The 12,164-nt window shown below is 62.0% G+C and carries 12 protein-coding genes and 2 tRNA genes; 9 read left to right on the forward strand and 5 right to left on the reverse strand.

Features of this window, described 5'->3' with window-relative positions:
* The first annotated feature begins 55 nt into the window (after positions 1-55).
* Both Q0974_RS04540 and Q0974_RS04545 read left to right on the forward strand, forming a co-directional pair.
* A tRNA-Tyr gene (locus tag Q0974_RS04540) sits at positions 56-141 on the forward strand.
* A 138-nt stretch (positions 142-279) separates the two neighbouring features.
* Entirely contained in the window at positions 280-1,170 is an 891-nt protein-coding gene (locus tag Q0974_RS04545) for an alpha/beta hydrolase (protein WP_299323173.1), read from the forward strand.
* Positions 1,171-1,173: 3 nt separating this feature from the next.
* On the opposite strand, the gene Q0974_RS04550 is transcribed toward Q0974_RS04545, so the two are convergent.
* Positions 1,174-1,821, reverse strand: a complete 648-nt coding sequence (locus Q0974_RS04550; protein ID WP_299323175.1) for a TetR/AcrR family transcriptional regulator — start codon at positions 1,819-1,821, stop codon at positions 1,174-1,176.
* Positions 1,822-1,977: 156 nt separating this feature from the next.
* Here Q0974_RS04550 and Q0974_RS04555 point away from each other — a divergent pair, with 156 nt between their 5' ends.
* From Q0974_RS04555 to Q0974_RS04580, 6 genes are all read left to right on the forward strand, one after another.
* Positions 1,978-3,114: an ABC transporter permease gene (locus Q0974_RS04555; RefSeq protein WP_299323177.1), complete on the forward strand. Its 1,137-nt coding sequence runs from the start codon at positions 1,978-1,980 to the stop codon at positions 3,112-3,114.
* Positions 3,111-3,815, forward strand: coding sequence for an ABC transporter ATP-binding protein (locus tag Q0974_RS04560; protein WP_299323179.1), 705 nt, complete (start codon positions 3,111-3,113; stop codon positions 3,813-3,815). Before Q0974_RS04555 ends, Q0974_RS04560 begins: the two co-directional genes overlap by 4 nt.
* 258 nt (positions 3,816-4,073) lie before the next feature.
* Complete coding sequence (locus tag Q0974_RS04565) at positions 4,074-5,081, forward strand: efflux RND transporter periplasmic adaptor subunit (protein WP_299323181.1); 1,008 nt, start codon at positions 4,074-4,076, stop codon at positions 5,079-5,081.
* A 134-nt stretch (positions 5,082-5,215) separates the two neighbouring features.
* Complete coding sequence (locus Q0974_RS04570) at positions 5,216-6,643, forward strand: efflux transporter outer membrane subunit (protein ID WP_299323182.1); 1,428 nt, start codon at positions 5,216-5,218, stop codon at positions 6,641-6,643.
* 21 nt (positions 6,644-6,664) lie between these two features.
* Positions 6,665-6,738: transfer RNA gene (locus Q0974_RS04575), tRNA-Gly, on the forward strand.
* Positions 6,739-6,808: 70 nt separating this feature from the next.
* Positions 6,809-8,137: an isoprenylcysteine carboxylmethyltransferase family protein gene (locus Q0974_RS04580; protein WP_299323183.1), complete on the forward strand. Its 1,329-nt coding sequence runs from the start codon at positions 6,809-6,811 to the stop codon at positions 8,135-8,137.
* Between the two features lie 58 nt (positions 8,138-8,195).
* Here the strand turns inward: Q0974_RS04580 and Q0974_RS04585 are convergent, their stop codons facing one another.
* The gene (locus Q0974_RS04585; RefSeq protein WP_299323185.1) at positions 8,196-8,717 is read right to left on the reverse strand and encodes an Rrf2 family transcriptional regulator; all 522 of its coding nucleotides are present in this window, start codon (positions 8,715-8,717) and stop codon (positions 8,196-8,198) included.
* A 48-nt stretch (positions 8,718-8,765) separates the two neighbouring features.
* Positions 8,766-9,200 (reverse strand): DUF1499 domain-containing protein, encoded by a 435-nt coding sequence (locus Q0974_RS04590; RefSeq protein ID WP_299323187.1) that lies wholly within the window; start codon positions 9,198-9,200, stop codon positions 8,766-8,768.
* Between the two features lie 70 nt (positions 9,201-9,270).
* Here Q0974_RS04590 and Q0974_RS04595 point away from each other — a divergent pair, with 70 nt between their 5' ends.
* The gene (locus tag Q0974_RS04595; protein ID WP_299323189.1) at positions 9,271-9,693 is read left to right on the forward strand and encodes a DoxX family membrane protein; all 423 of its coding nucleotides are present in this window, start codon (positions 9,271-9,273) and stop codon (positions 9,691-9,693) included.
* A gap of 91 nt (positions 9,694-9,784) precedes the next feature.
* On the opposite strand, the gene Q0974_RS04600 is transcribed toward Q0974_RS04595, so the two are convergent.
* Both Q0974_RS04600 and Q0974_RS04605 read right to left on the reverse strand, forming a co-directional pair.
* Complete coding sequence (locus tag Q0974_RS04600; protein WP_299323191.1) at positions 9,785-10,624, reverse strand: class I SAM-dependent methyltransferase; 840 nt, start codon at positions 10,622-10,624, stop codon at positions 9,785-9,787.
* A 102-nt stretch (positions 10,625-10,726) separates the two neighbouring features.
* Entirely contained in the window at positions 10,727-12,100 is a 1,374-nt protein-coding gene (locus Q0974_RS04605; RefSeq protein ID WP_299323193.1) for a glutamate--cysteine ligase, read from the reverse strand.
* Positions 12,101-12,164: the final 64 nt, after the last annotated feature.

Below are 12,164 nucleotides of genomic sequence, written 5' to 3' on the forward strand. Positions count from 1 at the left end.
GTTTCGCCATTGACCCGCCCTTCGGCGCGGTCATCCATGCACCGCGAACCCCAATGGACGGGTGGCCGAGTGGTTAAAGGCAGCAGACTGTAAATCTGCCCGCGCAAGCGTACGCTGGTTCGAATCCAGCCCCGTCCACCAGCCTTCCCTCCCTACGGGAGCTTCGGCTGGCGAGCCAGTAAGGCGAAGCATGTTCCTTAGTACGGCGATTGCAAACTTCTCCAATTTGACGAAATGCAGCCAATCCCTCACTTAACGTTCGCGTAAAGGAGATCGTGAATGAAGGTGCAGGCGAACGGGATCGAGATCGAGGTCGAGGATCATGGCAATCCGGACGATCCGGCGCTGCTCTTGATCATGGGGTTTTCGGGGCAGCTTTCTCTCTGGCCCGATGCTTTCGTCGACGAACTGGTCGGGCGGGGTTTTCGCGTCATCCGTTATGATAATCGCGATATCGGCCTCTCGCACAAATTCGACGGTGTGAAGGCCCCGCATCCGCTCTGGCAGCTGTTCGTCAAGCGGATCCTCAAGAACCGGCAGATGGCCCCTTATCGGCTGACGGACATGGCGGCCGACGGGGTCGGCGTGCTCGATGCGCTGGGGGTCGAGCGGGCGCATGTGCTCGGCGTGTCGATGGGTGGGATGATCGCGCAGATTGTCGGTGCCGATTACCCGGACAGGGTCCTATCTCTGATGCCGGTGATGACCTCGACCAATGCGCCTGGCCTGCCCGGCCCGGACAAGGAAATCCGCAAGACCCTGATCCAGGCGGCGCGCAACCGGCCGGAAACGGAAGAAGAAGCGGTCGCGGCTGGCATCCGTTTTTTCAATGCGATCGGTTCGCCCGGCGGGGCGGAGCGGCAGGCCGAAATCGCGGAGCTGATCCGCAAGAATGTCGCGCGCAGCCTCTATCCCGAAGGGCCATCGCGGCAGCTCGCCGCGATTATCGAAACCGGCAATTTGCGGCCCTGGGCGCAGCGCGTACGGGCGAAAACGCTCGTCATCCATGGCGAGACCGATCCGCTGATCCTGCATCCCTGCGGCAAGGATGTCGCCGACAATATAGACGGCGCGCGGTTCGCGCTGATCGAAGAGATGGGGCATGATCTGCCCGAGGCGAAGCATGGCCATCTCGCCGATATGGTCGCCGAACATTCGCTCGGCCGTTAGGGCTCACTCGGCGCGGTACGCGCGCAGAAACACCTTTACCCCATGGCGGACATGGCTCCTGATCCGGGCCGGGCCCGGCATATCGACGACGCCGAAGCGCAGTTCGAGATCCGCGAAGCCTTTCCATAAAGACAGCAGATCTTCCGCCGCCCTTTGCGGCTGCGGGATATGCACATCGCCACGCTTATGGGCAGCCGCCAGCATCTTTGTGAGTTCGCGGCGCATCGTGCCCGGTCCGGCATCGAAGAAGCGCTGCGCGGCCTCGCGCTGGCGATCCCGTTCGATGACGAGCATGGAATCGAAATGGAAATGGCTTTCGTCGAACAGGAAGCTCAACAGGGTGAAACCGAAATTGACGAGCTGCACCTCGAGCGTCGCCGCGTCGCGATTGGCCTCGCCGATCGTGGTCGTCATATTGTCCGCCTGACGCCGGACCAATGCTTCGAGCAAGCCCGCCTTGTCGCCGAACCGTTTGTAGATCGTGACCTTGGACACACCGGCCTGCTCGGCGATCCGCTCGATTGACGCCGCCGCATAGCCCTGTCCGAAAAACGCTTCGCGGGCCGCATCAAGTATGGCCTCGGTCTTGCGTTCGTCGGTCGGACGCCCAGCGCGCGCTGGGGCTTCGGTATCGCTGTCCTCGTCGGTCATTGGCTCCAGCCTTGCACAGGACATGGCCTAGCGCCACGTTCAATCCAGTTGCACTATAATACTAAACGTTGACGTTCACAAATAAGGGCGTCATAGATTCAATCGGTTGCGAACGAATCGCAATCGACCCGATATTAACCGCAACAAGGAACGCCGATGGGCTGGATCGCATTGAGAATGCTGACGGGCGACCGGGTCAAGCTCATCGGGCTGCTGTTCGGCGTCGCCTTTTCGACGCTGCTCATAAGTCAGCAGCTGACGATCTTCGTCAACCTCATCATGCGCGGCGCCGTCGCGGTGCAGGAAGTGTCCACGGCCGATGTCTGGGTCATGGATCCCTCGAGCCGGACGATAGACGTGTTCGCGCCGATGCCATCGACTGCGCTCGAGCGCGTGCGCGGGGTGGACGGCGTTGCCTATGCCTCGCCAATGCTGCGGTCCAATGCCGTGGTGCGCACGCCATCGGGCGATCTGGAAGGGGTCAATATCGTTGGTGTAGACGACGCCACGCTGATCGGCCTGCCGCGCCGCATGGCCGAAGGCGATCGCCAGGCACTGGCCGAGCCCGATTCCGTTTTCATTGACGATACCGGCTCGCGCAAACTGTTCGCGGAAGATGAACAGGTTATCGGTACCCGGCTAGAGCTCAATGACCAGCGCGCGGTCATCCGCGGGATCGCCGACGCCGTGCCGACCTTCACCTCACAGGTGATACTCTACACGCGCTATTCGAACGCGCTGCGCTATGCGCCGGGCACGCGTAACCGTCTGTCCTTCGTGCTCGTTCGCTCGGACTCCGATCACACGCCGGAAGAGCTGGTTGCCGCGATTGAGTCCGAGACCGGGCTGAGGGCGCGCACGGCAGAGGATTTCGCCAATGACGGGCTCTGGTTCATCATCGAAAATACCGGGATTCCCGTCAATTTCGGGATCACTGTCGTACTCGGCTTTATCGTCGGCGTGGCGATTGTCGGGCTGACTTTCACCCTGTTCATTCGTGATAACATCAAGCAATTCGGAGCGCTGAAGGCGATTGGCGTCACCAATGCCAAGATTCGCAGCATGGTCGCGATCCAGGCCGGGTTTGTGGGCTTGGTCGGTTACGGGATCGGCATCTTTGTCGCCGAGATGTTTTTCATCCTCAACAGCGGCGTCGATACGTTCAAGGGCTTTTACATGCCCTGGCAGATACCGTTGCTGACGGCCGTAGTGACGCTTGTGATGATCATGCTCACCGGCTTTCTCGCCTTGCGCAGCGTGCTCAAGACCGAACCTGCGGAGGTCTTCCGATGAGCGTTGGCATCGCGGTCGAGAATATCGTCAAGGAGTTCCCGATCACCAAGGAGGAGTCGATCCGGGTGCTTCACGGGATCGACCTGGAGATCAACACCGGCGAGCTCACCTACCTGATCGGCGAGTCGGGCTCGGGCAAGACGACGCTGATCTCGATTATCGCCGGTATCCTGTTCCCGACCGAGGGGCGGGTGAATATCTTCGGCACGGACATTTACGATCTGACCGATACCGAGCTCGTCAATTTCCGGCTCGACAATATCGGCTTTATTTTCCAGCAATATAATCTGCTGCCGGCACTGACCGCCGCCGAGAATGCGGCCGTTCCACTCTACGCCAACGGCATTGCCCGCGAGGAGGGCGTCGAGCGGGGGAAGGCGATCCTCGATGCGCTCAACATCGCCGATCAGTGCGAGAAGCTGCCGCGTCAGCTTTCGGGCGGGCAGCAGCAGCGCGTCGCCATCGCCCGCGCCCTGATTCACGAACCGCGCATCGTCGTCTGCGACGAACCGACGGCGGCGCTCGACGCCGGGTCCGGCCGCCGGGTCATGGACCTGCTGCGCGAGGTCGCGCTCGCCCCGGATCGCGCTGTCATTATCGTTACCCATGACAATCGCGTCTTCGACCTCGCCGACCGGATCATCGAGATCGAGGACGGCCGCATCACCCATGACGGGAAGGAGCTTCCCGATGCCCATTGACGTAAATTCCCCTCGCCCCCTGCAAGGGGGAGAGGGATGTGCAGTCTTGGCGAGGAACGAGCCTAGACGAAGCTGGGTGAGGGGGTGCGCTTGCATGGCAAGCGCGCGGAGCCCTGCTCCGCTCACCCCCTCTCCAACTCCAACTAGCCAGACAAGCTGGCAAGCTTCCATATCCTCTCCCCCTCAAGTGGGAGAGGGAATCTGGGATAACGCGAAAGCTCCTGTTGCCGTTTTTCTCTCCGCCCAAAGGCTACGCTCATGAAAAATTTAAGCTTTTCCCGCCAGATATTGCCGATTCTCGCGATCGCCGGGATCGTCATTGCGGCGATCTTCATCTTCGCGAACCTGCCCGATCGCACGATGACCGATCCGATGATCGAGCCGCCGCGCTCGCCCGACGCGCAAAGCACGACGGGAACCGTCGCCGGAACCGGCGTCGTCGAACCGTCGAGCGAAGAAATCGAGATCGGCGCGCATATCTCGGGCGTCGTCGATCAGGTCTATGTCGCGCCGGGCGATCTCGTGACGCAGGGCCAGCCGCTGTTCCGGGTCGATACGCGCGATGTCCGCGCCCGGGTCAACGAAGCCGGTGCGCGCGTTGCCAGCCTGCGCCAGACGGTCGCCTCCGCGCAAACCTCGCTGCGCGTCGCCAATGAGCAGCTTGCCCTGTATGCGGGTGTCGAGGACAGCCGCGCGATTTCGGATCAGGAAGTAATCGAGCGGCGCGGCGCGCGCGATACGGCGCGGGCTCAGCTCGCCGTCGCCCAGGCCCAGTATCGCGAGGCGCAGGCTGCACTTGCAAGCGCCCGCACCCAGCTTGAGCGCCACACGGTCCGCGCGCCGCAGACCGCGACCGTGCTCCAGCTCAATATCCGCACCGGCGAGTTCGCCAATGCGGGGCCGGGCATGGGCGGGAGCAGCGAGCCGCTGATCGTCATGGGCGTCACCGAACCGCTCTATGTGCGCGTCAGCATCGATGAGAATGAGATCGAGCGGCTCGATATCGGCGCGCCGGCCATCGTTTCCGCGCGCGGCGATGCGGCGCGGCAGGTCGAGGCCCGCTATGTTCGCACTGAACCGCTGGTCGTCCCCAAAACCTCGCTGACTAATGCCGCGACCGAGCTTGTCGACGTGCGCGTGCTCGAACTGCTCTATGCGCTGCCCGGTCAAGGCCATTCGATGTTCGTCGGCCAGCAGGTCGATGCCTTCGTGCCCGCCCAGGGCGATGAAGAGGATGAGAGCGAAGGGGAGGGGGCGGACGAATGACCCCCGAGCCTATCCAACATCCGCTCACCCTGAGCTTGTCGAAGGGTCGTTCTTTCTTTTCCACGGCGAAAGAAAAGGGCAGGGCTTCGACGGTCTCAGCCCGAGCGGTTCTTTTGTCGGGATCGCTCGCACTGATGCTTACAGCCTGCGCTACCTATCAGGGTGCGCGCGCGCCGTCCGAGGTCGAGGTGCCGGATCGCTTTGCGACCGTCGCAAGCGAAGTCGATGCGAATCTTGATGCCGCCGCGCTGCTGCCCTTTGCCGATCCCGCATATGGTGTGCTGCTTGAGCGCGCGCTCACCAGCGCGCCCGATCTGCAGGCGGCGCTTGCCCGGATCGACGCAGCTCGCGCTGGCGCACGCGGGGCAGGGGCCGAGCGGCTGCCCAACGTCACGGCGAGCGGTTCGGTCACGCGCGAGCGCACCAGCGTCGCCGCGTTCGGCGGTTTGCCCGCCGATATCCCGTTCGACACCGATCAGACGATCTACAGCACGTCGATCAACGCCGGCTGGGATCTGGACATTTTCGGCCGGTTGCGCGCGTCCGAGCGCGCCGCATTGGTTCGGGTCGATGCCGCGCGCGCCGATGCGGCCGCCGTCCGGATCGCGCTCGCCACCGATATCGCCCGCGCCGTCATCGCCTATCGCGCGGCTGAGGAACGGCTCGCGGTGATCGAGCAGGACCTCTCTGAGGCGCGCGATCTCGTCAGCCTGACCGGCGTGCGCTCGCGTGCGGGGATCGTCCCGGGCTTCGATCTCGTCCGCGCGCAATCACTCGAAGCCGATGCGCTGGCGCGGCGCGGGCCCGTGCAGGCCGACCGCGTGACAGCCCTTGCGACCCTCGCCACGCTGACGGCCCAGCCCGTTACCGCCATCTCCCAGACACTCGACGCGGTGCCCGAGGGACAGGACGCATTGGCCGTGACGGACGCCCTGCCAGACCTCGCCGTGCCGTCGATCCTGCTGCGCCAGCGGCCCGATGTCGTCGCCGCCGAAAACCGCCTTGCCGCCGCCGATGCCGAGATCGCTTCGGCCGCTGCCGCCCAGTTTCCGAGCTTTTCGATCAGCGGCGTCATCGGCCTGATCGCGCTCGCCTTTGGCGACCTGTTCACTGACGATGCCGTTATCGGCTCGCTCGGTGCATCGGTCTCCGGCCCGCTGCTCGATTTCGGGCGCACGGCCGCGCAGATCGACCAGCGCGAAGCGGAAGCCGCCGAAGCCTTTGCCGATTATCGCCGTGCGGTGTTCGTCGCTCTGGGCGATGTAGAACAGTCGCTAGGTACCATCGCGGCCGCGGACGGCCGGGCCGAAGCACTCGAACGCCAGCTCGTCTTCGATAACGACAATGTCGGCCTCGCATCGATCCGCTATCGTCGCGGCCTCGCCGATTTCCTGACCGTCATCGACGCCCAGCGCGCCGCGAACGCCACCCGCAGCACCGAAATTCTCGCCCGTGCCGACCGCGCTCTCCAGCGCGTCGCGCTATTCCGCGCGATCGGCGATGTCGATGCGCTGCCCGATGCCCGCGCCGAGGATATTGCATCCGGCGCGCCAAGCGACTAACCCCGCGTCGCGCTTGGCGATGCGGGTATAGCTCAATGGTAGAGCACTAGCCTTCCAAGCTTGTGATGCGGGTTCGATTCCCGCTACCCGCTCCAGCCTTGCGCCTGTCTCGCCCGGCGGCGATCTTCATCTTTAAGTTACCAATTTTCCTTAGATTTGCGCCATATGAACGCGCATCGCGACATCGAGCGCCCCGCTCCGGCGGCCGGCGCGGATCCGCGGCCGCCCTCGGCGGTCTCGAGCGGCGTGGGTTTTGTCGGCCTCGCGGGGCTGTTTGCGGCGATTATCGTCGGCCAGATGACCGGGGCGAACGGGCCGGTTTCGGGCATTATCGCGGTGGTCGCCTGCGGCCTGCCGATGGTGCTGTGGACGATCTTTGTCGACAAGGCGTGGAAGAATGAGACGACGGGCCTCGATTGGGAGCGCCCGCTTCGCCCGCATGACGAAACGCGCGAGATCAGCATCGCCAAGCTTGCCGGGCTCTGGGCGACCTGGGGCATCATCGCCGCGCTCTATTGCATCTGCCGCTGGTATTGGGACGGGCAATATCTGTTCGCGATGCGGATGCTGGCCTGGGCGGCCCCAGTCATGTTCGTGGTCTCCATACCTTACATCTTCTGGATCGACCGGCGGCTGAAGGAGCCGAAGGACGGCTGCTATATGTTCGGCGCGTGGCTGACGGGAGAGCGCGCCGATATCGATCGCGAAAAGGTGATCGAGCATTTCCGCAGCTGGGCGGTCAAAGGCTTCTTCACGGCCTTCATGATCTCGATCGTGCCCGGCAACTGGTTCGAGGTACTGCGCTGGAGCATGGACGATATCCTCTCCAATCCGGTCGCGATGGCGCACTTCCTGATCGCGCTGCTCTTCCTGATCGACGTGGCCTTCGCGACGGTCGGCTATGTGATGACGCTGCGCCCGCTGGATTCGCATATCCGTTCGGCCAATCCCTATACGCAGGGCTGGCTCGCGGCGCTGATCTGCTATCCGCCCTTCATCCTGATGAGCGCAGGCGGGCCACTCGATTATCAGCAGAATACCGCGGACTGGACGCATTGGCTGGCGGACTGGCCGATCGCGCTCGCGATCACGGGCGCGATCCTCGTGCTGCTGACGACGATCTATAGCTGGGCGACGGTTGCCTTCGGCATCCGCTTTTCCAACCTCACCCATCGCGGTATCATCACCCATGGCCCCTATCGCTGGACGCGCCACCCGGCCTATCTCTCGAAGAACGCCTTCTGGTGGCTGGCGACCATGCCCTTCATCGCGACGAGCGGCAGCCCGGTCGACATGATCCGCAACACCATACTCCTCGCGCTGGTCAGCGCCGTCTATTACTGGCGCGCCAAGACCGAGGAAAAGCATCTGATGGCCGACCCGGCGTACGAGGAATATTGGCACTGGATGGAGCGCAACGCGCCCGTGCCGCGCTTCTTCGCGTGGGCGACGGGCCGCAAGGGCAAGCCGGGCGAAATGGTACCGGCGGAGTAGAGCGTCGTTTACATGTCGCCTTTCAGGTCATCATGTGCGCCGCTCGCTGAGAAGCGCATTAATTGCGCTTGCTAGTCCATTCCCGGCTAGATTCACGGAATTCCCGCTCGATCCATTCGGTGATGCGTTGCTTGCGCTCTGCGGTTGCCGTTCGCGCCGCACCCGCGACGATATCGGTAAGCGGCACGGCTGCCAGCGCTTGCCGATAGGCCGTTTCGGCGCTGCGGAACGCTGCAGCGATCTCGCATGGCCCGGGGCATTCCGCGGGCGACGCGCCGCACGGACCGTTGCGCCGCACTTCCGTACACCGGAAAATGGGGGCTGACCCCTCGACCGCGGCCGCGATATCCCAGAGGGAGATGGCATCAGCCGGCCGGGCGAGTCGGTAGCCGCCGGCCACGCCGCGTTGCGCCGTAACGATGCCCGCGCGGCTCAACGCCTGAAGCTGCTTGGCCATATAAGGCGGTGGAACGTCGAGGAAATCGGCGAGCGCTTCACCGGGAAGCGCCGAACCCGGCGGCAACAAAGCAAGGACTGCACAGGCATGCGCAGCCCATTCGACACCCTTGCTCATCTTCATCGGCAACCTCTCTTCGTCGCGTTATGGATTCTGCTCGGTCCGAGACGACTAGCCGTCCAGATTCTCCCGGATCTCGGCGATGCGCTCGCTATTGACGCCCATATCGGAGTAACCGACGCGCGAGGCGGAACGCACATGCACGCCATCCTCGGCAAGGCGGAACTCCACATCGTCGACGAAACTGAAGATCGAGGCGGTGAATTCGGCGGCGAGATAGGTCTCGTCCTGCGATGTTATGGTGCCTTCCATATCGGCGATCGCCCCCGGCAACGCGTCCCAGGCGCCGACCGGCAGCGGATCGACCTGTTGCTCGCCCGTAGCACCGGCTTCGCTAGACACGCAGTTGGGCGATGACGGACAGGGCGCCAATTGCCCGTCGATCAGGCCCGGCGCTTCGCCATTCTGCGACGTTTGACCCAGGTAGAACAGCGCACCGACAGCCAGCACGACCAGCGCCACGACGCCATATAGCAGATATTTCACGATAAATTTCCCCTTCACAATTGGTCAATTATGGATATAATTTATCCGTAATTAGTGCTGAGGTAAACCCATGTTTGCAGAAAACCGACTCCCGAACAGCCCGGCGCTTACCCTTGCCGCGCGCATACTCTTCGCCTCGCTCTTTCTGCTCTCAGGTGTCACCCATTTTACGAACATCCCTTACTATGTCGGACTCATGCCCGATGTGGTGCCCTACCCGGTCGCTTGGACGTTGATATCGGGGGTCGTCGAGCTGGCCGGGGCCTGCATGATCCTCTTCAACTGGCGGCCGCGCCTTGGCGGCTGGTTGATCATACTCTTCCTGGTTCCCGTGACCATCGTCGTTCATGGCTATGAGATGATCTACGCTCCCGACGAAGCCATGCGCCTGAACCAGCAAGCGCACTTCCTCAAAGGCCTGGCGCTGACTGGCGCCGCGCTACTCATCACCCAGCTGGGCGTCGCCCATCGATCCGTCGAGGCCTCCGCCTGAAGACCTTCATAAGCTGCGCGTTCGTCGACAACCGCTTTGGAATTCCGATGGTATCCGCGACGGTCCACGAAACACACCATCTCATTTTCTGCTATGCGTGACTGATGATGACAGCCATCTCGCTACCATCGGCAAGCGGAGTACCTCGCAGGTCGTTGTAGGATGTCTGGACTTCGAGGCCATGTGGGTCGAGTTCCGTATCTAGCATTTCCACAGTGAAATGCTGGAGCCAATTGTAAATCTCCCACTCTCTCTGTTCTTCGTAGATGACATATTTATCCAATGCCACAAGATCAGAATCATATGTAAAAGAGGATTTGATGCACCAGTATTCTTCCTGACTCCAGAATCCATTCATTGCGTTCTTTTCGACGTTTAGATCTTCGGTCAGATCAGTAAACCTGGATTCAGTGTAGACATCCAGTGCAATTACGCCTTCCGGCTTCAGTATGGACTTGAATTTTGCGAACAACGTGAAGCGCTGTGATGGACTGAGCGCGCACAAGTCGCACATGACCAAAGTGATCAGATCGAATGTTCGCGGATCGCTGTACTCCAGGTAATTCCCTAGATGATACTCGATAGCCAGATTGGACGCCTTTGCCTTTTGCTGCGCATAGCTGATAGAGTTTTCGGAGAAATCCAGCCCTACGACAGTCCCTATCCCGGCATCCTTGAACCGCTGCGTATAAAGGCCCGGTCCACAACCGAAATCGATGGTCTTTGATCCTTCGTCCAGATCAAACTCTGAAACCAGCCAGCTTACGGAGTCGCTGATAAAGCCGGTCGATCTGGATGCTGCATCGATTTCCGGGTTGAGATGGTATGCCAACATCTGCTCGGCGATATGACGATCTGTCCAAAGCACATCCGCCGTGTATTCAGACCAAATCGTAGGTTTGGCTGTCGCTGCATTGAGTTCTTTGAACATATCTCTTGGCTCGGGTAGATGTGATGCGTGCCTTCCGAAGGCCATTTGCGTGCAGAGTTAGTCAACTTGACCGGGAAACCGCACTTTCTCCGAAAGCGCCGCCTAAAAACTCTCTTCCGCATACACCCGCGAGACGTCGCCGGTCCATTCACCATGATAGCGCTCGAGAAGTCGCTCGGCGGGCGTCTTGCCGCTGGCGACGATCTCTCGGAGCGGATCGAGGAAGCCGCTTTCATTGTCGCCGCTGCCGTTAAGGCGGGCGCGGGCGCTAAGGCCCGCGGTCGCGATGTCGAGGATTTCGGGGGCGATCTCGCCGAGCGTGCGGCCGCCCGGCACGGGCGCTTTGAGGCCGAGTTTCGGGACGCTGTCGCGCAGCGCTTCGCGTTCCTCCAGCGTCCAGCCTTTCACCATATCCCAGGCCGCATCGAGCGCGGTCTGATCGTAAAGCAGGCCGACCCAGAGGGCGGGGAGGGCGCAAATCCGGTTCCACGGGCCGCCGTCCGCGCCGCGCATCTCGAGAAAGCTTTTGAGGCGGACCTCGGGGAAGATCGTCGAGAGATGGTCGTTCCAATCGTCCAGCGTCGGCTTTTCGCCGGGCAGGATCGGGAGCTCTCCCTTTAGGAAATCGCGGAAATTCAGACCCGAGGCGTCGAGATATTCGTCGCCACGATAGGCGAAATACATCGGCACATCGAGCGCATAGTCGAGATAGCGCTCATAGCCGAATCCGTCTTCGAAGACGAAGGGGAGCATGCCCGTGCGGTCCGGGTCGGTGTCGGACCAGATATGGCTGCGGAAGGACAGGAAGCCGTTGGGCTTACCCTCGGTGAAAGGCGAATTGGCGAAGAGCGCGGTGCCGAGCGGCTGCAGCGCCAGCGCCACACGGAACTTCTGCGCCATGTCCGCTTCGCTCGCATAGTCGAGATTGGTCTGGATGGTGCAGGTGCGCAGCATCATGTCGAGCCCGAGATTGCCCTTTTTAGGCATGTACTCTCGCATGATCTTGTACCGGCCTTTAGGCATGATCGGCAGGTCGCTGCGCGCCTTGTCCGGCCACATGCCGAGGCCGAGAAAGCCCTTGCCGGTTGTCGCACCGATCGCTTTGACCTGTTCGAGATGGCGGCCGGTTTCCGCACAGGTTTCGTGGAGGTTGTCGAGCGCCGCGCCGGAGAGTTCGAGCTGACCGGCGGGTTCAAGGCTGACCGTGCCGTCCGCGCCCTTCATGGCGATGACCTTGCCCTTTTCCTCGATCGGCTCCCAGCCGAATTCGGTCAGTGCGAGAAGCAGGTCCCGAATGCCGCCTGGTTCGTCATAGGAAGGGGCGTGGAAATCGCTTTGACAATAGACAAATTTCTCGTGCTCGGTACCGATCTTCCACTGGTCCGCCGGCTTTTCGCCGCCGGCGAAGACATCAAGCAATTGCTGACGGTTTTCGATGATCGGCGCGTCGCTCGTTGAAGCCGTCTTCGTGCTCATGCCCCGCCCTTAGCCCCGTTGGCTGGCATGCGCCAGTATAGGATCGCTTGGCACCGGTGAAGAA

It is taken from the genome of Parasphingopyxis sp. (assembly GCF_028279465.1).
Taxonomy (GTDB): Bacteria; Pseudomonadota; Alphaproteobacteria; order Sphingomonadales; family Sphingomonadaceae; genus Parasphingopyxis.

Coding starts and splice junctions, on each gene's coding strand:
- Q0974_RS04545 (WP_299323173.1), top strand. CDS start 280: ATGAAGGTGCAGGCGAACGGGATCGAGATCGAGGTCGAGGATCATGGC.
- Q0974_RS04550 (WP_299323175.1), bottom strand. CDS start 1,821: ATGACCGACGAGGACAGCGATACCGAAGCCCCAGCGCGCGCTGGGCGT.
- Q0974_RS04555 (WP_299323177.1), top strand. CDS start 1,978: ATGGGCTGGATCGCATTGAGAATGCTGACGGGCGACCGGGTCAAGCTC.
- Q0974_RS04560 (WP_299323179.1), top strand. CDS start 3,111: ATGAGCGTTGGCATCGCGGTCGAGAATATCGTCAAGGAGTTCCCGATC.
- Q0974_RS04565 (WP_299323181.1), top strand. CDS start 4,074: ATGAAAAATTTAAGCTTTTCCCGCCAGATATTGCCGATTCTCGCGATC.
- Q0974_RS04570 (WP_299323182.1), top strand. CDS start 5,216: ATGCTTACAGCCTGCGCTACCTATCAGGGTGCGCGCGCGCCGTCCGAG.
- Q0974_RS04580 (WP_299323183.1), top strand. CDS start 6,809: ATGAACGCGCATCGCGACATCGAGCGCCCCGCTCCGGCGGCCGGCGCG.
- Q0974_RS04585 (WP_299323185.1), bottom strand. CDS start 8,717: ATGAAGATGAGCAAGGGTGTCGAATGGGCTGCGCATGCCTGTGCAGTC.
- Q0974_RS04595 (WP_299323189.1), top strand. CDS start 9,271: ATGTTTGCAGAAAACCGACTCCCGAACAGCCCGGCGCTTACCCTTGCC.
- Q0974_RS04600 (WP_299323191.1), bottom strand. CDS start 10,624: ATGTTCAAAGAACTCAATGCAGCGACAGCCAAACCTACGATTTGGTCT.
- Q0974_RS04605 (WP_299323193.1), bottom strand. CDS start 12,100: ATGAGCACGAAGACGGCTTCAACGAGCGACGCGCCGATCATCGAAAAC.